This is a genomic window from Zhongshania aliphaticivorans (assembly GCF_001586255.1).
Classification (GTDB): Bacteria; Pseudomonadota; Gammaproteobacteria; order Pseudomonadales; family Spongiibacteraceae; genus Spongiibacter; species Spongiibacter aliphaticivorans.
On record NZ_CP014544.1, the window covers coordinates 1,630,705 to 1,650,944 of the forward strand.

Genomic DNA, 20,240 nt, shown 5'->3' on the forward strand with positions numbered 1-20,240 from the left:
CTCGGGATGTGAATTGGCGCAAAGTATACTGTTACACCGCCGCCTTACCAATATTTGCCTGCAGCTTGGCCGCATAAAAAGGTTTAACTGCCAAAAAGGGATACGATGACAGAACTTCTTCTGACCACTACGGTCTATTTGATACATGCTGCCGAAGGGCTGACGGTGAGCAAACATGGCCCAGCCTAAAGAAACGGATCAGCAGCTGGTCGAGCGAGTGCAAAAGGGCGATAAGCGCGCCTTTGATCTTCTTGTACTCAAATACCAGCATAAGATTTTTGGTTTAATTTCACGCTATGTGAAAGATAACGACGAAATTCAAGATGTCGCTCAGGAAGCCTTTGTAAAAGCGTATCGGGCGCTGCCAAAATTTCGTGGTGACAGCGCCTTTTATACTTGGCTGTACCGGATTGCCATTAATACGGCAAAAAATTATCTGGTCGCGCGTAACCGCCGCCCCCCGGGGGTAGATGTTGATGCGGCGGATGCGGAATATTTTGATGGCCCTTCGGCCCTCAAAGATATTGAAACACCCGAGAACCACCTGTTTGGTGAAGAGCTAAAAAAGGTAGTGCAAGATGCAATTAAAGCATTGCCTGAAGATTTACGTTCGGCCTTGAGCTTACGCGAGTTTGACGGCCTGAGTTATGAAGATATTGCATCGGTCATGGACTGCCCGGTGGGTACGGTTCGGTCGCGAATTTTTCGTGCTCGAGAGGCGGTGGATATGCGGATTAAGGCCCAGATTGGTGGCGAAGAGGTGGAAATATGAGCGATATCATTAGAGAGTCACTGTCAGCATTGATGGATGGCGAAGCCAGCGAGCTTGAGTTGCGGCGAATTCTTAGTGCGGATCAAAATGAAATTCGCCAAGATTGGGCTGAGTTGCATCGCGGCCAAGATCTTCTGAAAGGTAATGATCAGCGTTTTGCTGGCTGGGATATTTCATCGCGGGTGATGGCTGAAATTGAAAATGATCAGTACATTGCCAATTCGACTAGCTGGAAGCAAGTGTTTTCCGGGCTAGCCATTGCGGCCAGTGTCGCCACGGTGGTGGTGGTTGGGTCGATGGGAAGCAGCATTTTTGGTGGCGCTGCGCCTAAAATTGCTGACAATAATGGGCTCGGCGGTCGGGTGTACCCCGCGCAAGCCAGCCCGGCAGTGGGTGGTGTGGCCGTTAATGCGCAAGCTCAAAGTTCTCCGGCCGGTTTGCTGCTGAATGACGACGCCGAAGCCCGCAAACGTTTTGAAGCCTATTTGCGCAAGCATACTGATCGTGCGGCCTTTAATAATGGTCAGGGAATGGTGTCTTATGCGCGAGTTGTGTCTCAGGAGTCCAAATAGCGTGAGATTGCGGTTTGCTATCGTTGCGATGAGTTTAATGTTTGGCAGTGCCTATGCACTGAGTTTAGAGCCCGAGCTTGCGAGTATAGAGCCCAGTGCTGAAGCGGGTAGTGATTTGCTCAATAAGATGACCCACAGTCATCGCGAGCTTAATTACCGGGCAATAGTAAGCTATCAAGTGGGTGATCAGCTTAGTAGTTACCGAATAACCCACATCGTTCGCGATGGCAAAGAGTTTGAATCTCTTGAGTCGCTGGATGGCAGTCATCAGGACTTGGTCTACCACGGTCATGATGTTAATTGTGTGCATCCAGGTCCTCAGTTAATTCGCTTGTTTAGCGGAGATGAGGAGCAGGGGTTTTATCGGTATTACGATCTTGAAGTGAAAGGCGCGGCCCGCGTTGCTGGGCGCGAGGCGATAAACTTGATGATTCGCCCTCGAGATGTCTACCGTCTTGGCTATAAATTGTCCCTCGATAAAGAGACTGGCCTGTTGCTGCGTTCGGATATAGTCAACCAGCAAGGCAAAGTTTTAGAGCGTTTTCAGTACGTTATGCTAAATTTAAATATTTCGGCAGACGAGCCGGTAGTCGAGGACGCCAAAGAAGTTCAGCATCGCGATAATAAAGTCGGTGATGCGGCATTGCAGGTATCGCAGCGTACTTGGCAGCCAAATTGGATTCCCGCAGGCTTTACCTTGGCGCAATCAGAAAACAATGATGAAGCAGGCATGACCTATACCGATGGCTTGGCGGTTATGTCTGTTTTTGTTGAGCCCTTGATCAAAGCGGCCGATGGTTCTCCGGCGATTGTTGAAGGTGGCATGCGGCGGGGCGCTTCGGTGAGTTACACGGTCGCTTTTCCTGAGCAAGGCAGTTTTGCCACGGTGGTCGGTGAAGTACCCATGTTAACAGCTAAACAGGTTGCTAAATCGCTAAACTGGGCAGCGCAGTGATTACGGAGACTGGCCGGGTTGTAGGCATCGATTCTGATGCTCTGTGGGTTGAAACCATACAGCGCAGTACCTGCAGTAGTTGCAGTGCGCAAAAAGGTTGCGGCCAGGGCTTAATGAACAAGGCCTTTGATGGGCGACGCAATCAGCTGAGAGTGATGCTGCAAAATCAGTGTGCAGACGATTTTAACTTAGATGACCAAGTCGAAATTTGTATACCTGAGCGCGCCTTAGTTGGCGGTGCGATGTTAGTATATTTGTTGCCCTTGCTGACTATGTTGATTTCGATGGCAGTGGTTAGTCAATTTATTGCTGGTGATGTTGCCGCGGCGTTCGGGGCCTTGTTCGGATTTGCTGGTGGTTTAGTGGTGTTGCGGACACACTCTCAGATAAATCGCAATAATCCGGTATACCAGCCAAGCGTTTTAGCAAAAAAGCCGACGTCTGGTCCGCAACTGGTCTCCGTATTAAATTCCCCCCACTCTGTTTGAGTCTATTCATAGCTTAGACCCCCGGCTTTGCGCTACAATCGCGCCCCTGAATTTTTATCATTTTTGTTGCCCTGAGGTATAAAGCGAGCGTGTCTAGTCTCGATTTGATTCGTAATTTCTCTATTATCGCCCACATTGACCATGGTAAATCGACCTTAGCGGATCGTTTTATACAAACCTGTGGTGGATTAACCGAGCGTGAAATGTCCGCTCAGGTCCTCGATTCAATGGATATTGAACGGGAGCGGGGGATTACGATAAAAGCCCAGTCGGTAACCTTAAATTACTTGGCTGACGATGGTAAAACCTACCAGCTCAACTTCATTGACACACCTGGTCACGTCGACTTCTCGTATGAGGTTTCGCGCTCCTTGGCGGCTTGTGAGGGTGCGCTGCTGGTCGTCGATGCGGCGCAGGGCGTGGAAGCCCAGTCGGTAGCGAACTGTTATACCGCGATAGAGCAGGGCCTCGAGGTCTTGCCAATTCTTAATAAAATGGATCTGCCCCAGGCCGACCCCGATAAAGTAAAACATGAAATTGAAGAAATCATTGGGGTTGATGCGTCAGAGGCTGTGCCGGTATCGGCAAAGTCGGGAATGGGCATCCACGAAGCGCTGGAGCATTTGGTGGCTAAGATACCGCCGCCCGTCGGCGATACTGAAGCTCCCCTGCAAGCACTCATCATCGACTCATGGTTTGATAATTACCAAGGTGTGGTGTCTCTTGTTAGAGTGAAAAATGGCACCCTCAAACGCGGTGATAAAATCATTAGCAAAACCCTGGGTAAGCCGCAGATTGTTGATGTAGTTGGTATATTTACACCTAAACAAACGTCTACAGGGATTCTGAAAGCCGGTGAAGTAGGATTTATTATCGCCGGTATTAAAGATATTCTCGGCGCACCGGTAGGGGATACCTTTACCCATGCCTCCACCCCCAATGTGCCTGCTTTACCGGGTTTTAAAAAGGTAAAGCCACAGGTTTATGCCGGTCTATTTACGGTGTCGACCGAGGATTACGAAGATTTTCGTGATGCCCTGAGCAAATTGACTTTAAACGACGCCTCTTTGTTTTATGAGCCCGAGAGCTCCGATGCATTGGGTTTCGGCTTCCGCTGCGGTTTCCTTGGCACCTTGCATATGGAAATCATTCAAGAGCGTCTTGAGCGGGAATATGATTTAGACCTAATTACCACTGCGCCGACCGTTATCTATGAAGTGCTAAAGAAAAATGGCCAGATCGTAATGGTCGATAACCCCTCATCTATGCCTGACCCTGGTGAGCTAGAAGAGACTCGGGAGCCCATTGCGCGTGTGAATATTCTTGTGCCTCAAGAGCATTTAGGTAACGTCATTAGTTTGTGTGCCTCGAAACGCGGCGTTCAAAAAGATATGCAGTTTTTAGGGCAGCAAGTGTCACTTAATTGGGAAATTCCGATGAGTGAGGTTGTACTCGACTTTTTTGACCGTTTAAAATCGGTGAGCCGTGGTTTTGCCTCATTAGATTATAGTTTTGAGCGATTCGAGGCTGCTAATCTTGTTAAATTGGATATATTGATTAACGGCGATCGCGTTGACGCGCTAGCCATGATTGTTCATCGGGATATCGCCCAAAGCCGAGGCCGCGCATTGGTTGAAAAGATGCAGGAATTGATTCCGCGGCAAATGTTCGATGTGGCGATTCAAGCGGCGATTGGCGGCCAAGTTATTGCTCGGCAAACGGTCAAGGCTTTGCGTAAAAACGTGACCGCAAAATGCTACGGTGGTGACGTGTCGCGTAAGCGCAAGCTGTTAGAAAAACAAAAAGCGGGCAAAAAGCGCATGAAGCAGGTGGGTAATGTTGAAATCCCCCAGTCAGCGTTTTTGGCTGTGCTCAATATTGATGGTTAAAGGAAACTAGCCGCATGGTAAATTTGATTCTAATCTCGGTTGCGGCGCTTTCTTTAGTCGTATGGTTAGTCCAAGAAGTGAAAGGCCGCCGCCAGATGCAGCAGGCCTTGCAGTGGTGTTCAGAAAAGCGCACCGCCAGCGATGCGGCTACTTTGCGTCAACAGGCGTTGCCCGGCTGGATCGAGTGGAGCTATCGGCTGGTCTTGCTGGGCTGGTTTGTGTGGATTGCCAGTGTGGTGCTGATTAAGGACGGGGACTTTGCCTTAGCCTTAGTGGTGTTAACGATAATCGCCGGCATCATTGGTGGGCTTGACCGCTTTGTCTTTGAAAAGGCTCGTCAAGCCTATGTCAGCGCCGGCAACGTCGCGGTCTATATCACCTATTTTATTAAAAAAGACCAAGATTCACTTAAAAATGAATTTGCTGGACCCTTGCCGATTGCTGAAAACGCACGGTCATTCTTTCCGGTACTTTTAGTGGTTTTGGTGTTGCGCTCTTTTGTGATTGAACCCTTTCAAATTCCGTCTGCATCGATGGTGCCGAGTTTGGAGGTGGGGGATTACATACTGGTAAATAAATTCAACTACGGTTTGCGTTTGCCGGTGTTGGGCACCAAAATTTTTGAGGTTGGGGAACCAAAACGTGGCGACGTAATGGTGTTTTTCCCGCCAAATGATAAGCGATACTTTATTAAGCGGGTAATTGGGTTACCCGGCGATGAAATTCGCTATATCAACAAACAGCTCTATATTAATGATGAGCTAGTGCAGCAAACTGTGCTGGCCGAAGTGCCGCCGCTGCAGCCAATTACTCAAGTTATTAAAGAGCAATTGGATAATGTTGACCATTTAGTGCACCACGATAAGCGAATTTATCGTGGTGACTTTGTCACCACCGTTAAACCTGGTCATTACTTTATGATGGGTGATAATCGTGACAATAGCAGCGATAGTCGAGTGTGGGGGCAGGTGCCGGAGCAAAACATTGTCGGTCAGGCCTTTGCTATATGGATGCATTGGCAGTCCTTCAATGATTTACCCAGTTTTAGTCGCGTAGGCCGCATACGCTAATATAGGAAATAGTCATGAAAGCAAAACAGCAAGGTATGAGTATGCTCTCCGCGCTGTGCGTGTTGGGCGTGGTCTTGTTTTTTGCCACTCTGGCCGTACGCTTGGCGCCAATCTACCTGGATTATTGGACGCTCAGCCGTATTATTACGGATATAACGGAAGAATCTCGCACCAGCGATGCGACGCCGGCCTCGGTTAGAAGAGAGCTGTCGAACCGGTTCATCACTAACCGGGTAGAGTCAGTAGACTTGAAAGACATTAAAATTAGCAGCGATAAAACAGGCATTATCATCGATGCTCGATATGAGAAAAGGGTACCCATTATGTTCAATGTTGACGCCGTGGTGCACTTTGACGACGCTCAGTTTCTTGTGCCTCGGACTTGAGTTTGGCTAGTTTAGACGAAGTTTGCCAGAAAATTGGCTATCATTTTAAGGATAGCGAGTTACTGACGATGGCAATGACCCATCGCAGCTTTAGCGCGGTGAATAATGAGCGAGTCGAATTTTTAGGTGACTCGCTACTTAATATGATTATTGCTGAAGCCTTGTATCTTCGTTTTCCGGATGTCGATGAGGGTGATTTAAGTCGAATTCGCTCGCTACTTGTCAGTGGCAAGACCTTGGCTACGGTCGCCGTAGAATTTGAATTAGGTCGTTTCTTACGCCTGGGCGCTGGTGAAAAGAACAGCGGCGGGCAGCGCCGAGCCTCAACACTAGCTGATGCGGTTGAGGCACTTATTGGTGCGATTTATTTAGAATCTGGCTTTGAAGTGTGTCGCGAAAGAGTGTTAGCGTGGTTTGCACCTCGATTAGCATCTCTGAATCCCGAGGTCAGCCATAAAGACCCGAAAACGCGCTTGCAGGAATTTTTACAAGGGCGTAAGCAACCTTTGCCAGATTACCAGCTGGTTGAAACCGCTGGTGCTGATCATCAGCAGACCTTTATTGTGTCCTGCTCAATTAGCCTATTAAAATCGTCTGTTTCCGCCTCTGGAAGTAGTCGTCGTAAAGCTGAACAAGCCGCCGCCGAAAAGGTGTTGTTGGCATTAAAGGAAATAGAATGAGTTCGAGTGGAGAAGATACACAGTTGGGACCACAGCGCTGCGGCTTTGTGGCCATTATTGGTCGTCCCAATGTCGGTAAATCGACTTTGCTTAACCATATTCTCGGGCAGAAGCTCAGTATTACCTCGCGCAAACCCCAGACTACACGTCATCAGGTTTTGGGCATTAAGACTGAAGGTGAGGTCCAAGCGATTTATGTCGATACTCCAGGGATGCACTTAAAAGAAGAGAAGGCCCTAAATCGCTACATGAATAAAACCGCGAGTGCGGCGATTAAAGATGTTGATTTGATCCTATTCTTGGTCGATCGAGATCGCTGGACCGACGACGACGAGATGGTGTTAAGAATTCTCGAAAATGCGCGCAGCCCCGTCGTTCTGGTTATTAATAAGGTAGATCGACTGGACGACAAAGGCCAGCTGCTGCCATTAATTAGCGAATTACAGAGCAAATACAAATTTGCGGATGTCGTGCCTGTGTCTGCATTGCAGGGCCATAATCGCGAAGAGTTGGAAAAGGTGATCGCGCGCTTCTTGCCTGAAAACGACCATATGTATCCTGAGGATCAAATAACCAACCGCAGCGAGCGCTTTTTGGCGGCAGAGTTGGTGCGGGAAAAGATTATGCGTCAGTTGGGGGAGGAAATTCCCTACTCAATGACCGTAGAAATTGAAGAGTTTAGCGAGTCTCCGCGTTTACTCGAGATCAGCGCATTGATTCTGGTGGAGCGCGACGGTCAGAAAAAGATCATTATCGGTGAGGGTGGTAGTCGCCTTCGTCAAATCGGTACTGAGGCCCGTAAAGACATGGAGCGCGCTTTTGACAATAAAGTCATGCTGCGCCTGTGGGTTAAAGTGAAGTCTGGCTGGTCAGACGACGAGCGTGCTTTACGTAGCCTAGGCTATACCGATATTAATTTGAAGTAAGCTATGAATCGCGTTGATGGCGAAGCGTGTTTTGTTCTGCATATTCGACCATACCGCGATACTAGCGCCCTTGTTAATTTCTTTAGCCCTAATTACGGCCGTTTCACCTGCGTTGCTAAGGGTTTGCGTGGCGGTGGTAAGTCGAGGCAGTCCTGGCGAGCGAATCTGCAGGCTTTTAACTTGGTGTCAGTCAGTTGGCAGGGGCGAAGTGAGTTAAAATCCCTTCTCGACGTACAGCATCAGGCAAGCTACTGCTTACAGGGCAGAGCCTTGTTTTGTGGTTTGTATGTTAATGAGCTGCTTGAGCGCCTCCTGCATCAACATGACCCTCAAGCCGACATTTTTGTATTGTATACCCAATGTTTGACGCGGCTTATTGGCGGTGTTGAGCTCGAAGAAAGTCTTCGGCGTTTTGAGTTTGGCTTATTGGAAAAGCTGGGCTACGGATTAAATTTTACCCACTGCAATCGTTCTGGCCAGGCATTTAGTCCTGATAGATTTTATATTTTTCACCCCGACGAAGGTTTAATCTTGGCCGACGAAGAGGTAACGACGTCGCGATTTTCCGGCGAGGTCCTGTTACAGCTGGCTAGCGGGGATTTTAGTGGTGACGCGCAGCTGGCTGCAAAACGGCTCAGTAGATTAGCGCTGCATGGTTTGCTTGGAAGTAAACCGCTGCGCAGTCGCGCGCTATTTACGGCCGCGGTAAAAGTGGAGTAAGTGCGTTTTAGCTTTCGAATACGGCACTGAGTTCGTGTTGATCTTGCCATTGTAATAATTCGTCGATAGCGGCGATGACATTAACAACCGCGTTATTAATTTCTTCGTTATTCTCAAGCGCCTTTTCAAGCTCGATAACACGGCGGTGTAAAATGGGTGTGCCAGTGTAGCAGCAGGCGCCTTTGAGGCTGTGGTTTACTTCTGTGAGACTGCTAAGGTCATTGTGCTGCTGGGCAGCTATAAGCTCATTTTTACTGTTGAGTAAACATTCCAAAAGCATGCCAAGCATTTCTGCCGCAAGAGCTGGCCGCCCCTTACTCAATTTTAAGCATTGCGAGATATCTACCGGTCGCGGTACTTCAACTTGGTTTGCTTCCACTAAATAGTTATGAAGAAGTTCATCGAGTTGATGCTCGGTAACCGGCTTGCTGAGGTAATCGTTAATACCTGCTTCCCGCAGTTGCAATGGATTTTCCGGCGACAGATAGGCTGAGAGCGCGATGATGGGCGTTTCTCGGTTTAGGCCATTGGCGCGAATGCGGCGGCTAGTTTCTATGCCGTCCATTTTGGGCATTTGAATGTCCATAAAAATAAGATCAAAGCGCTGCTTTGTGCACTGCTCGACAGCCTCGCTGCCGTCTTTGGCGCTGGTCGTGGTGACACCTAAATCGCTTAAGAATCGATCTAAAATATGTAGGTTTGAGGGATTGTCATCTACCGCTAAAATACTGATATTAGAATAGGAGGACGCTTTACTGCGCGGGGCAGCCTTTACTCCCCGGTTGAGTGCGTCAAATAATTTAATATGCGAGATGGGCTTGCTCAGATAGTAATGCTGGTCACTCTCGTCAGGGTCATGCGTGAAGGGGCTGAGGATAATGGCCGAGCTATTTAGGCGCGTTATAAAATTCCCTGCGCGTTCATCATGGTTGTTAACACAAATAACGAGGTAATCGGCGTCGGCCTGCACATGATCAATATTATTGTAATGACGAACGACCAAACCCCAGCTATTGAAAAGCATCTTGAGCGAGTTTGCATGCAATGGACTCGGGTCATATAGCTCAAGAGATTTATTCTTAAGTGTGGTGAAATCGCGTAATTTAATAGCATTGTGGGCAATCGGGAAGTTGATTGTAAACCAGAATGTAGTACCTTGCCCCAGCTCGCTTTCGATACCGATTTCACCGCCCATTTGTTCAATTAAGCCTTTGACAATGACCAGTCCTAGTCCAGTGCCACCGTATTGACGGGTTATTGACGCGTCGGCTTGAGCAAAATCTTTAAATATTTTCTTTTGCTGTTCTTTGGATAGGCCAATTCCGGTATCGCTGACTTGGATAGTAACTGCGGCATGTTGCTCGTTGTGGTCACTGCTCAGAACGTTTATTAGAATATGGCCAGCCTGTGTGAATTTAATGGCATTATTAATTAGGTTAGTCAGGATTTGCTTTAAACGTAGGGCGTCAGCTAATACGGTTTTGGGGCATCCTTGCTGGATCGTTAGAATCAATTCTAGCGATTTATCCGTGGCGCCAGGGGCGAGAATTTGTAAGGTATCTTCAATAAGCTCGCGGAGATTGACTGGCGCGCTATCGAGCACCAATTTGCCCGCTTCGAGCTTTGAAAAGTCCAAAATGTCATTAATAATGGTTAACAGACTATTGGCCGAACTATTGATGGTTTCAATTGCTTCACGCTGACGAATTTCCAGCTCTGATTTCAGCAAAATATTGCTAAACCCAATGATGCCATTGAGTGGCGTGCGAATTTCGTGGCTGGTATTGGCTAAAAACTCCGATTTAATCCGGCTAGCATTGACCGCTTCACGTCTTGCTAGGTCCAGTTCGATATTTTGAACTTCAACGGTTTCTAGGGTCTCTCGTAAATCGGTATTGCTTTGTTCAATATTTCGCTGCAGTTCCTGTAGCTCGTTTTGCTGGGCATTATTGAGCAGGTTTAGCTCTTCGGCAATTTCACTGAATTCATCATTGCCCGGAATGTGTGCGTGGAAATTTTTGGGGCCGGTGGCCATCCGTCTCACGGTCTGGCGCAGAGTGTTTAAGTCTCTGGTTAACAGTTGATTGATATAGCTACACAGCAGGATGCAAATAATAATGGAGCAGATTAAAAATACTGTGCCAATAAGTAGGGTTTGGTATTGCTGAATTTCAAGTTGCTGCCAGTTAAATTGCATCCCCACCCAGCCTAAGGGTGCCACGTCATGGTCGGCGGGGCTAAATATGGGTTGCAGAATAAAAAGGCCGTCTTTTTCAAAATACAGTTGCGCAGTGGCGCTGCCTTGCACTATTTGTTCGTCAGGCAAGTTTGATCTAGGGCCAGCTTGGGCGACACGCTGTAATTTAGCGTTGTAAATTCCCACGGCTCTAACGGCTTGCTCCTCAAGCGCGGCCGTGGCAATTTGTTGTAAAGACTCGCCATGATCTGATGCCAGCATATGTTCGGCAATAATCGCGAGGTGCTCAATCGAGGTCTTTGCGCGCGCGGTCATCATGTTGCGCAACTCTTGAATTTGGCTGTACATAAGATAGGTACTGAGACCAAGAGATAGTGTCAGTACGGGCAGTAAGCCCATAATCAAGATTAGTTTTCGGATTCCTAAGCGCCTAGGCATTGCTTGGTGGAGCCTTCTGGGGTTGGAGTGGTATTATCATGACCGAAAAATACGACCGCTGCTATTATTGTGCAGAGAAACCAACGCTGCAATGACGTAATCGGCAATGTGTACTTTAGCTGGCTTGCTAACGCAGACGTCAGCGGTGTTTAGAGGTTTGAATTCCCATATGAAAGCGTTTCCAACGATTGATCAGTATATAGGTAACACGCCCTTAGTACGGTTACAGCGTTTGCCGGGCAATACGAGCAATACGATTTTGGTCAAGCTCGAAGGTAATAACCCGGCTGGTTCAGTTAAAGATCGTCCCGCGCTGAGTATGATTGAACATGCCGAACAGCGCGGAGATATTGTACCCGGTGATACGCTAATCGAGGCCACCAGCGGCAATACTGGCATCGCGCTGGCCATGGCAGCGGCAATAAAGGGCTATAAGATGATTCTTATCATGCCCAGCCATATGAGCGTAGAGCGTAAACTGGCAATGGCGGCCTACGGCGCCAAGCTCGTTGAGGTATCCCAAACCTCGGGGATGGAAGGGGCCAGGGATTTGGCGCTGGAGATGCAAGCGGCAGGTAAGGGCAAGGTCTTGGACCAGTTCTCTAATATTGATAACCCCAAAGCTCATTACGACAGTACTGGCCCGGAAATCTGGCAGCAAACAGACGGCCGCATTACCCACTTTGTAAGCTCCATGGGCACCACGGGCACCATAATGGGTGTATCTCGCTATTTAAAGGAGAAAAATCCCAGTATTGAAGTCATAGGTTTACAGCCAGATGGCAGTTCAAGTATTCCGGGTATTCGGCGTTGGCCCGAGGCATATTTGCCTAGTATCTATGACTCTGCGCGAGTTGATCGGGTTATTGATATGGACCAAGTGACGGCGGAGAACACAATGCGCGCGCTCGCGGCGCAAGAGGGTATTTTTTGCGGTGTGTCCTCGGGAGGCGCAGTGGCTGGCGCCTTGAGAATCAGTGAAAATCTTGAAAATGCGATTATCGTAGCAATTGTATGTGACCGAGGTGATCGGTACTTGTCAACGGGTGTGTTCGATGCCGCCTTGGCCAACTAGAGACACGGCAGTGTTCGAACTGCGTAGGGTGGGAATCCATGGTTAAAGTAAGGGAAGATTTTCCACTCCTCGACGATGGCCGAGTGGATGTAGTGAGCTGGATTGCTCGGCTGCCGATGGATAGCCAGGTTGTTGATAGCGCTGAATTACAGCGGGCACTTGCGGTTGCAGAGGCGTGTGCGGCATTGCCGGCGCCTGAGCAGGCGCCAAAGGCCGAAGGGCTAAGTAGCTTTTTTACAGCGCTAGAAATGGTCGAAATTCTCGCTGATTTACACTTGGATCAAGATAGTTTGATTGCGGCAACCCTATTTAGGGCTGTGCGTGAAAGCCGCCTAAGTATGTCGGCGTTGGAGCGAGATTTTGGTCGCTCCGTCGCAAAATTGGTAGATGGTGTCTTGGGCATGGCGGCGATTTCGCGGGTCAACGCTGAATTAGACGCCCCGGTGCTTGGTCAGTCCGAGGCGCAAAGTGAAACCATCCGCAAAATGCTGGTAGCACTGGTTGACGATGTCCGCGTAGCGCTTATTAAGCTTGCCGAGCGCACCTCGGCAATAAGAGCTGTAAAAAACAAACCAGAAAAGCGCTACCGAGTTGCTAGAGAAGTGGCGGATATCTATGCGCCGCTAGCACATCGTCTTGGAATTGGGCACATTAAATGGGAGCTGGAAGACCTTTCGTTTCGCTATCTGCAGCCCTTGGCCTATAAAAAAATTGCCAAACTTCTGGATGAGAAACGCTTAGACCGTCAGCATTATATTGAACATGCCATAACGATGTTGGAAGAGGCATTAGCTGCAGACAATATCCAGGCCGATATTGCTGGGCGAGCGAAACATATTTACAGTATTTGGCGAAAAATGCAGCGCAAGGGAATCGGTTTTTCCCAAGTATACGATATACGTGCTGTTCGCGTATTAGTCCCGGATACAAAGTCATGCTATGCCGCATTAGGCTTAGTGCACGGCCTTTGGCGTAATATTCCCAATGAGTTTGACGACTATATTGCCAACCCCAAGGAAAATGGCTATCGCTCCTTGCACACGGCGGTTATTGGACCCGATGGCAAAGTGCTGGAAATACAAATTCGTACCCGGGCCATGCACGAGGAAGCGGAATTTGGTGTGTGTTCGCACTGGATGTATAAGGGCGCCGATAAAAGTGCAAAAAGTAGTAATAGCTATGACGAAAAAATCGCATGGCTGCGTCAGGTCCTCGACTGGCACGAGGAGAGTGGCAGCAGCAGCGATGTTGCCGAGCAATTTACCCATACCCAAGATCGTGTATACGTTTTTACCCCAGACGGCCATGTGGTCAACTTGCAAAACGGCGCGACCCCATTAGATTTTGCCTACCATATCCACACTGAGGTGGGGAATTGTTGCCGCGGCGCCAAGGTAAATGGCCGGATTGTGCCGCTCACCTACACCTTAAAGACGGGTGAACGAGTCGAAATTTTAACGGGTAAAGACAGTGAGCCCCGTCGAGATTGGCTGCAAAGTAACTTGGGCTACCTCAAAACATCGCGGGCGCGAACCAAGGTTCAGCATTGGTTTCGATTACAGGCAAAAGAAGACAATATTCTCGCCGGTCGCGCCTTGTTGGAAAAAGAATTCAAGCGCTTGGCCTTGAACAGCATTGATTACAAATACCTTGCTGATCTAATGCACTGCGCAAGTGTCGAAGATATGTATGCGTCGGTAGGTGCTGGTGAAATTAGCACTTTCCAGTTAATTAAAGCCGCCCATAATTTGGCGGGTAGGGAAGAGGACAACCCGCAAGCGGCCCTTAGATTGCGGGCGCCTAGTGCCAAAAGTAGCGACGGTAGTCAGATACGTATTAGTGGGGTGGGCAACTTACTGACTAATTTTGCTCAGTGTTGCAAGCCTCTGCCCGGTGAAGCGATAGCGGGTTATATCACCGTTGGCCGAGGGGTGAGTGTGCATTTACAAGATTGTAAAAAGCTATTGCAGTTACAAAGTGTAGAGCCCCAACGCATTATCGCGGTGGACTGGGCAGATACTCAGATTGAAACCTACCCTGTGGACATTGAGCTGGAGGCCTATGACCGACAGGGTTTGCTGCGGGATATTACTTCGCAATTGGCCACCGAGAAAGTCAATGTTCTGTCCATGAGCACGGTTACCGATAAGGCCAACCACATGGCCACGATGAATATTCGCTTGGAAATTCGCGACCTTGCGACCTTGTCCGATTTATTCAATCGACTTAACGGCTTGCCTAACGTTGTGGCTGTGCGCCGAATTAGAGAGAACTGATTGTGGCTTATACTATTAGTGATTTGCAGTATTTAATGGCGAGACTGCGGAATCCGGAGACCGGCTGTCCTTGGGATTTAAAGCAAACATTCACCAGTGTGGTGCCTCACACGCTTGAAGAAGTATATGAGCTAGTTGACGCTATTGAACAAGGTGACAGCGATCAAATTCGCCAAGAGCTGGGTGATGTCTTATTCCAGATTGTGTTTTACAGCCAGCTTGCGGCGGAATCCGCCCAGTTTAGTTTTGCTGAAGTGGTAGACGGGATTGTCGCTAAGCTGTTGCGACGCCACCCCCACGTGTTTCCGAGCGGAGAGTTGAATTCCGAGCGTAAAATTGATGCGCCGGCCGACGAGGCCATTAAGGCGCGTTGGGAAGAGATAAAGCAACAAGAGCGCGAACAAAAGTCTCAGCACAGCGCTATGGACGATGTGCCCCAGGCATTGCCGGGCCTAACACGAGCATCCAAACTACAAAAAAGAGCCGCACAGCAGGGGTTTGACTGGCAGGAATTACAGCAAGTCATCAGTGCATTTCGAGCTGAAATAGACGAGCTGGAAGAGGCCATTGGCGCGGCTAATCCTAAGCAAATTGCCGATGAGATGGGGGACGTACTGTTTTCTGCTGTGAATGTGGCGCGCCACCTTAATTTGGACGCTGAGGCAGTGACTCGCGGTGCCTGTGCTAAATTCGAGCGGCGGTTTCGTTTCGTTGAACAGCGCTGTGAGGAAACGGGGGTTATCGCGGCTAAGGGCCAGCATAATTCGCAAATGGAATTGTTTTGGAATGAGGCAAAAGCGGCAGGTCTTTAGAGAAAAGACCTGCGTTGAGCTTAATGGCTCTCTTGATGTTTGTAGCGGTTAAGGTGTTTTTCAGTTAACGAGAGGTAGCGGGGAGTGGGGCCAACGTCTTCGTACAAGGGGTCGCCTTGCTCGTCAGTGGCAACTACCTTAGTGCCTTGTCGGTACGGCATAACGCTTTCCATCTCATCAAGGGCTGCACTTAACAAATCGGTGATTAACTCCTCTATGTTTCGGCGCGGGAAAAGCTCAGCCAAAGCATTTAACCGTGCGGCGTCTTTTATGGATAGGCGAACCTCATAGCAGTCAGCGGTTAGTGTGCCGCTGGCGGTTTCTTCCCAAAGAGATAACAATTCTCGTACTTTCATAATGCGGTACCTGTCATCCAGGGGCAGCAAAAAATAGCCACCCGTAAATAAATAATACCTACGAGAGGGGTGTTTTTACTAGCATTATCGTTGTAAATACTATTCCTTATTGTTAGGGAACTCTTTTTTGTATAACTGTCGTTTTACACAGTCACCGCGCAAATTATCTTGATGGTTGTAGATGGATTGCCCAGTGTGGTCGGTTTTTGAATGAATTCAGGCTTAAGCACGGTATTTGTCCTTCTTTACGGTTTGCTTGGTGTAAAATGAGTATTTCCCACGCTTTCTGGTCTCGTCCTTTAGTCGTAGAGGTGCCATAAGTCTTGTGTGCTGGGCGATTGCTGTGTATCGTTGTGCGCTTTTGCTGCGGCGGCCCCTACGGCGCAGGCTATAAATTGTAATTATTGGGGAGTTTCCCGCTATGCGCGTTATATTATTGGGCCCTCCTGGGGCAGGTAAAGGTACTCAGGCACAGTTCATTTCCGAGAAATTTGCGATTCCTCAGATTTCTACCGGCGACATGCTTCGCTCGGCGGTGAAAGCCGGCAGCCCCTTGGGTTTACAGGTGAAGGAGGTGATGTCTTCTGGCGGCCTAGTATCTGATGAAATTATTATTGCCTTGGTAAAAGAACGGATTACCGAAGCCGATTGTCAAAATGGCTTCCTGTTTGACGGGTTCCCTCGGACAATTCCACAAGCTGAAGCGCTGATTGCCGCTGGTGTGAGCATTGATAATGTGCTCGAAATTGCCGTAGCTGACGAAGAAATCGTGACGCGCATGAGTGGGCGACGCAGCCATGAGGGTTCTGGCCGAACCTATCATCTTATTTACAACCCTCCTAAGGTAGATGGGGTAGATGATATTACCGGCGAAAAGTTGGTGCAGCGTGAAGATGACCATGAAGATACGGTTCGCAACCGTCTCAAGGTTTACCACGAACAAACAAAGCCCTTGGTCGCTTTTTATAGCAATCTCCAGGGCAGTGATGCGCCGCAATATTCTCGCATCGAGGGTGTTGGTTCGGTAGAAGAGATCACGCGCAAGGTTTTTGCCGCACTTGCGGGTTAAAATTGCTAAGAAAGATCGAAAAAGGGCGCCTTAGGGCGCCCTTTTTTATTATCATTTAGTATGCTGAACGCCTTATTATCTTGCCGATATTTGTTAACGCAGGTGCAAACATGAAGTCAGGGATTGTTTTTATTAATCTGGGTACCCCCGCCGCGCCGACTACCTCCGCTGTTCGGCAGTTCTTGAAACAATTTCTTTCTGACCGCCGGGTTGTGGAAGTACCTCGTTTAATTTGGCTTGCTATTCTCTATGGCATAATTTTGCCATTCCGTTCCCCTCGAGTCGCTAAGGCATATCAGCAGATTTGGATGAACGATATGTCGCCGCTGAGGTATTTTTCCCAGCGCTTAGTTGATGGCGTGACAAAAAAAGTTCGGGAGCGTTACCCGAATGACGAAATTGAACTGCGTTTGGCAATGAATTACGGGCAAACATCAATCTCAGACACCGTTGATGAATTGTTGGCGGCGGGTTGCGAGCGTTTATTTTTTCTGCCGTTATTTCCTCAGTATTCCGCAACGACCACGGCGGCAGTACACGATGAAATAAATCGAATTTTTTCGCGGCGCCGAGATATCCCTCAGTGGTCCTGGCTTAGGAATTACCATCGCCAAGCGGCGTATGTTGAAGCTTTGGCACAGAGCGTCCGGCAGTATTGGTCTGAGCATGGCCGCGGTGAGCGCTTATTGATGTCTTTTCACGGCATACCTAAACGAAATGTAGAGTTGGGCGACCCTTATCAGCGCCACTGCGAAGAGACCGCTTCGGCGCTGGCAATAACGCTGGGCTTAAATAGCAACGAGTGGCAGCTCAGCTATCAATCGCGGTTAGGAAAAGCGGAATGGTTGCAGCCCTACACAGATAAAACGGTAATCAGTTTGGCAATGTCTGGGATAAAAAAGCTGGATGTTTTATGCCCGGCGTTTGCGGTTGAGTGTTTAGAAACAATTGAAGAAATTGACGGTGAAGTTCATGAATATTTTGTCGAAAATGGCGGAGAAGAATTTCGTTACATACCGTGTTTGAATGACAGCGAGGCGCATCAAAATCTTATGTTTTTACTTTGTCAGTCCTTTATTGAAGAAAAAACGCATTTATTTTCGTAAAAAAGTAAGAATTTGTACTTAATTCAACGACTTTTTTTTGCGTTGGTTATTTTATGTGCTATTTTTAGAGCAATTAAACTAGCATCGTCGACGCCAAGGAGAATACATGATGCCCGCAGCAAAAAAAGCACGTGCAAAAGCAGCCCCAGCAAAGCGTAAACCAAGAAGTAAAAATGCCGCTTTAGCGAACCCCGCAGTTGTTAAAGCTGAGGAAGGTTTGAAAAAAGTTGAGGCATTAGTTGCCAACGAGCGCAAGGCGCTTGCTGAGGCTAAAACCAAAATTGAAGCGGCGCGCGCCAAGGCGAAAAAAACCGCCCGTGCAGCAGATAAAAATGCAGTTAAGCGTGCGGTTGCTGCAGCAGAGAAAGTGAATGCGAAGTTAAAAGCAGCTCGCGCTAAAGTGGCTGTGAGTAAAGCCGACCTTGCCAACACTAAAGCAGTTGCCCGAATCAAGGCATCTGAAACCGCGATAAGCCAAAAGGTAGCCGAGCGCTCGTTGGCGCTTAGCAAAAAGGCTGATGCTGATCTTGCAAAAGCGGTGAAATTGTTCGAGCAGCGCTTTAAGAAGAAGCGCGCGGCGGCCAATAAAGCCAAGGTAGCCTTAATTGAGAAGAAATTACTGGCTAAGCACAAGTTGGCAGTAAAGCAGTTGAACGCTAAAATTAGTGGTGCTAAAAAAGCTGCTGCTAAAAAGGCGCCAGCTAAAAAGGTAACCGCTAAGCCTGCTGCGGCTGCAAAGAAAGCACCAGCAAAGAAAGTGGCTGCGAAGAAAGCCGCAGTAAAAGCGCCAGCTAAAAAGGTGGCGGCTAAGAAGCCTGCTGCCAAGAAAGTAGCAGCGAAAAAGGCGCCTGCTGCAAAGAAGGCACCAGCGGCGAAGAAAGTAGCCGTTAAAAAGGCACCGGCGGCTAAGAAGCCTCGTGCCAAGCGCGCGCCAGCGAAAGCAGCTGCGGCAGCACCAGCACCAAGCCCGGTAGCAACTTCGACTGAGCCGACTAGCAATTAATTTCTTGTTTGCTTAGAAAAAAAGGGGAGCTTTAATCAGCTCCCCTTTTTTTATGTTTTAAATTTCGTCATTTGACGGAAAATCGCTGAGCTCATTGATGTTGCGAAAAGCGCTGGTCTGATCGCTGAAGTCGGCAGGCACGCAGTTTAGTTGCTTGTACCACTGATTGACACTGCGCTCGCCCGAGCGTAAATACCCCGCTAAATGGGTTTTGAGCTCGGTATTGAGCAAAGCAAATAGGTACTGGCCGCGTTTGCCATCGTGGGCGTAGCAAATATCCCCTTGGTGTTTTGTTAGCTCTCTGTTTAGTCGGTCTAACAAGCCCCTTGGCGGTGTTGGGCAGTCGCAGGGCAATATGAGTGTCTGCTGGGTGTTAATGGTCTGCAAGGCGGCATAGAGGCCTGCTAGCGGTCCTTGGTAGTCCGGCAAGTCATCGCAGACGGTAGCGGCGTATTGCTGGTAGTGGTCGATGTTTCGGTTACAGCTAATTAAGACCTGGGCAACATCTTTTGGTAGGCGGTCAATAATGTGTGCGATGAGGGGTTTGGATTGCCACAGAAGTAAACCTTTGTCCTGGCCATTCATCCTCCGACCCGCGCCGCCGGCCAAGATAAGGACGGTGACTGTATTTGTTTGAGTGGTGTTTATTTTTGCTGTCATAGTGGATGAATGTCTTGCTAATTTATGAAGTGCTTAATCTCAGTATGGTATGATTCACGCCATACTTCATTTTTGGTTTTCCCTTCATGAGCAGTTTACTCGCGATAGAGGCTTCAACAGAAGCATGCTCGGTAGCCTTATTACATCAGGGCCGAGAAATAGAAGATTTCCGTATGCTGCCCCGTGCTCACACTCAATTTATATTGCCAATGGTAGCCCAAATTCTCGCTGAAGCAGATCTGAGTTTGTCGCAAATTGACGCTATTGGTTTTGCCGCGGGCCCCGGCTCGTTCACGGGTTTACGAGTCTGCGCAGGGGTTGTTCAAGGTCTTGCGTTTTCGCAAAATATTCCCGTTGTGGCGGTGTCTACTTTACAGGCATTGGCTCAAGATGCTGTAGTCAATCGACAAATCAGCGATGGCGATATTGTTTTGCCCGCCTTAGATGCCCGCATGGATGAAATTTATTGGGGGCAATATCAAATTGTTTCCGGTTTTGCCCAGGCGATCATCCCCGATAGTTTGCGTACCCCAGAGAGTATTCAGGCCATGCCAGAGGGCGGCCGAATTTTGGGAATAGGGAGTGGCTGGTCATACCAGTCGCGCTTTAGTCTAAACCGCACAATGGATGTGGTTGACGTCGAGGTTTATCCCAGAGCGAGCGCAGTATTACGCTTGGCAAATCGTGAATTTTCAGCGGGTCGACACACCACTGCCGAGTTAGCCCAACCCGTGTACTTACGCGACAGTGTCGCTTGGCAGAAATCCTAATATTGATTGAGGGAATACAA

20 protein-coding genes are annotated in these 20,240 nt (G+C 48.6%); 17 read left to right on the forward strand and 3 right to left on the reverse strand.

Annotated elements, in window-relative coordinates; all coding sequences use genetic code 11:
* Positions 1-175 precede the first annotated feature (175 nt).
* The 10 genes from rpoE to recO all read left to right on the forward strand — a co-directional run bounded on the left by rpoE (position 176) and on the right by recO (position 8,458).
* Complete coding sequence (gene rpoE, locus AZF00_RS07165) at positions 176-772, forward strand: RNA polymerase sigma factor RpoE (protein ID WP_008247373.1); 597 nt, start codon at positions 176-178, stop codon at positions 770-772.
* Entirely contained in the window at positions 769-1,344 is a 576-nt protein-coding gene (locus AZF00_RS07170) for a sigma-E factor negative regulatory protein (RefSeq protein WP_008247375.1), read from the forward strand. Before rpoE ends, AZF00_RS07170 begins: the two co-directional genes overlap by 4 nt.
* Before the next feature lies 1 nt (position 1,345).
* Positions 1,346-2,299, forward strand: a complete 954-nt coding sequence (locus AZF00_RS07175) for a MucB/RseB family sigma factor regulatory protein (protein WP_008247377.1) — start codon at positions 1,346-1,348, stop codon at positions 2,297-2,299.
* Positions 2,296-2,787 (forward strand): SoxR reducing system RseC family protein, encoded by a 492-nt coding sequence (locus tag AZF00_RS07180; RefSeq protein WP_008247379.1) that lies wholly within the window; start codon positions 2,296-2,298, stop codon positions 2,785-2,787. The genes AZF00_RS07175 and AZF00_RS07180 overlap by 4 nt, the downstream gene beginning before the upstream one ends.
* Positions 2,788-2,876: 89 nt before the next feature.
* Positions 2,877-4,676, forward strand: a complete 1,800-nt coding sequence (gene lepA, locus AZF00_RS07185; RefSeq protein WP_008247381.1) for a translation elongation factor 4 — start codon at positions 2,877-2,879, stop codon at positions 4,674-4,676.
* A gap of 14 nt (positions 4,677-4,690) precedes the next feature.
* Complete coding sequence (gene lepB / locus AZF00_RS07190; RefSeq protein ID WP_008247383.1) at positions 4,691-5,746, forward strand: signal peptidase I; 1,056 nt, start codon at positions 4,691-4,693, stop codon at positions 5,744-5,746.
* Positions 5,747-5,760: 14 nt separating this feature from the next.
* Entirely contained in the window at positions 5,761-6,132 is a 372-nt protein-coding gene (locus AZF00_RS07195; protein ID WP_008247385.1) for a DUF4845 domain-containing protein, read from the forward strand.
* A gap of 2 nt (positions 6,133-6,134) precedes the next feature.
* Positions 6,135-6,812, forward strand: a complete 678-nt coding sequence (gene rnc, locus AZF00_RS07200; RefSeq protein ID WP_008247402.1) for a ribonuclease III — start codon at positions 6,135-6,137, stop codon at positions 6,810-6,812.
* Positions 6,809-7,738, forward strand: coding sequence for a GTPase Era (gene era / locus AZF00_RS07205; protein WP_008247403.1), 930 nt, complete (start codon positions 6,809-6,811; stop codon positions 7,736-7,738). The genes rnc and era overlap by 4 nt, the downstream gene beginning before the upstream one ends.
* Positions 7,739-7,741: 3 nt before the next feature.
* Positions 7,742-8,458, forward strand: a complete 717-nt coding sequence (gene recO / locus AZF00_RS07210; RefSeq protein WP_008247405.1) for a DNA repair protein RecO — start codon at positions 7,742-7,744, stop codon at positions 8,456-8,458.
* 7 nt (positions 8,459-8,465) lie between these two features.
* Here recO and AZF00_RS07215 read toward each other — a convergent pair whose 3' ends face one another.
* The gene (locus tag AZF00_RS07215; RefSeq protein ID WP_197465724.1) at positions 8,466-10,973 is read right to left on the reverse strand and encodes an ATP-binding protein; all 2,508 of its coding nucleotides are present in this window, start codon (positions 10,971-10,973) and stop codon (positions 8,466-8,468) included.
* A gap of 289 nt (positions 10,974-11,262) precedes the next feature.
* Between AZF00_RS07215 and cysM the strand changes: the two genes are divergently transcribed.
* The 3 genes from cysM to mazG are packed head-to-tail and all read left to right on the forward strand — an operon-like array spanning position 11,263 to position 15,256.
* The gene (gene cysM, locus AZF00_RS07220; RefSeq protein ID WP_008247408.1) at positions 11,263-12,168 is read left to right on the forward strand and encodes a cysteine synthase CysM; all 906 of its coding nucleotides are present in this window, start codon (positions 11,263-11,265) and stop codon (positions 12,166-12,168) included.
* Positions 12,169-12,206: 38 nt separating this feature from the next.
* On the forward strand, positions 12,207-14,444 hold the full coding sequence (relA, locus tag AZF00_RS07225; protein ID WP_008247410.1) for a GTP diphosphokinase: 2,238 nt from the start codon (positions 12,207-12,209) through the stop codon (positions 14,442-14,444).
* A gap of 2 nt (positions 14,445-14,446) precedes the next feature.
* On the forward strand, positions 14,447-15,256 hold the full coding sequence (gene mazG, locus AZF00_RS07230) for a nucleoside triphosphate pyrophosphohydrolase (protein ID WP_008247413.1): 810 nt from the start codon (positions 14,447-14,449) through the stop codon (positions 15,254-15,256).
* A 20-nt stretch (positions 15,257-15,276) separates the two neighbouring features.
* Here the strand turns inward: mazG and AZF00_RS07235 are convergent, their stop codons facing one another.
* The gene (locus tag AZF00_RS07235) at positions 15,277-15,612 is read right to left on the reverse strand and encodes a hypothetical protein (RefSeq protein WP_008247415.1); all 336 of its coding nucleotides are present in this window, start codon (positions 15,610-15,612) and stop codon (positions 15,277-15,279) included.
* 421 nt (positions 15,613-16,033) lie between these two features.
* On the opposite strand from AZF00_RS07235, the gene adk reads away from it, so the two are divergent.
* The 3 genes from adk to AZF00_RS19465 all read left to right on the forward strand — a co-directional run bounded on the left by adk (position 16,034) and on the right by AZF00_RS19465 (position 18,790).
* On the forward strand, positions 16,034-16,681 hold the full coding sequence (gene adk, locus AZF00_RS07240) for an adenylate kinase (protein ID WP_008247418.1): 648 nt from the start codon (positions 16,034-16,036) through the stop codon (positions 16,679-16,681).
* A gap of 110 nt (positions 16,682-16,791) precedes the next feature.
* Positions 16,792-17,787 (forward strand): ferrochelatase, encoded by a 996-nt coding sequence (gene hemH, locus AZF00_RS07245; RefSeq protein WP_008247420.1) that lies wholly within the window; start codon positions 16,792-16,794, stop codon positions 17,785-17,787.
* A 106-nt stretch (positions 17,788-17,893) separates the two neighbouring features.
* Entirely contained in the window at positions 17,894-18,790 is an 897-nt protein-coding gene (locus AZF00_RS19465) for a hypothetical protein (RefSeq protein WP_197465725.1), read from the forward strand.
* A 57-nt stretch (positions 18,791-18,847) separates the two neighbouring features.
* On the opposite strand, the gene mobA is transcribed toward AZF00_RS19465, so the two are convergent.
* Complete coding sequence (gene mobA / locus AZF00_RS07255) at positions 18,848-19,450, reverse strand: molybdenum cofactor guanylyltransferase MobA (RefSeq protein ID WP_040802678.1); 603 nt, start codon at positions 19,448-19,450, stop codon at positions 18,848-18,850.
* Between the two features lie 86 nt (positions 19,451-19,536).
* Between mobA and tsaB the strand changes: the two genes are divergently transcribed.
* Positions 19,537-20,220, forward strand: a complete 684-nt coding sequence (gene tsaB, locus AZF00_RS07260; RefSeq protein ID WP_008247425.1) for a tRNA (adenosine(37)-N6)-threonylcarbamoyltransferase complex dimerization subunit type 1 TsaB — start codon at positions 19,537-19,539, stop codon at positions 20,218-20,220.
* Positions 20,221-20,240 lie beyond the last annotated feature (20 nt).

Bases quoted from the DNA above. Each gene is read 5' to 3' on its own strand.
- AZF00_RS19465 (WP_197465725.1), top strand. From the start codon at position 17,894: ATGATGCCCGCAGCAAAAAAAGCACGTGCAAAAGCAGCCCCAGCAAAG.
- recO (WP_008247405.1), top strand. From the start codon at position 7,742: ATGAATCGCGTTGATGGCGAAGCGTGTTTTGTTCTGCATATTCGACCA.
- adk (WP_008247418.1), top strand. From the start codon at position 16,034: ATGCGCGTTATATTATTGGGCCCTCCTGGGGCAGGTAAAGGTACTCAG.
- relA (WP_008247410.1), top strand. From the start codon at position 12,207: ATGGTTAAAGTAAGGGAAGATTTTCCACTCCTCGACGATGGCCGAGTG.
- cysM (WP_008247408.1), top strand. From the start codon at position 11,263: ATGAAAGCGTTTCCAACGATTGATCAGTATATAGGTAACACGCCCTTA.
- rpoE (WP_008247373.1), top strand. From the start codon at position 176: ATGGCCCAGCCTAAAGAAACGGATCAGCAGCTGGTCGAGCGAGTGCAA.
- AZF00_RS07170 (WP_008247375.1), top strand. From the start codon at position 769: ATGAGCGATATCATTAGAGAGTCACTGTCAGCATTGATGGATGGCGAA.
- hemH (WP_008247420.1), top strand. From the start codon at position 16,792: ATGAAGTCAGGGATTGTTTTTATTAATCTGGGTACCCCCGCCGCGCCG.
- AZF00_RS07235 (WP_008247415.1), bottom strand. From the start codon at position 15,612: ATGAAAGTACGAGAATTGTTATCTCTTTGGGAAGAAACCGCCAGCGGC.
- mobA (WP_040802678.1), bottom strand. From the start codon at position 19,450: ATGACAGCAAAAATAAACACCACTCAAACAAATACAGTCACCGTCCTT.
- era (WP_008247403.1), top strand. From the start codon at position 6,809: ATGAGTTCGAGTGGAGAAGATACACAGTTGGGACCACAGCGCTGCGGC.
- lepB (WP_008247383.1), top strand. From the start codon at position 4,691: ATGGTAAATTTGATTCTAATCTCGGTTGCGGCGCTTTCTTTAGTCGTA.
- tsaB (WP_008247425.1), top strand. From the start codon at position 19,537: ATGAGCAGTTTACTCGCGATAGAGGCTTCAACAGAAGCATGCTCGGTA.
- AZF00_RS07215 (WP_197465724.1), bottom strand. From the start codon at position 10,973: ATGATGACCGCGCGCGCAAAGACCTCGATTGAGCACCTCGCGATTATT.
- AZF00_RS07195 (WP_008247385.1), top strand. From the start codon at position 5,761: ATGAAAGCAAAACAGCAAGGTATGAGTATGCTCTCCGCGCTGTGCGTG.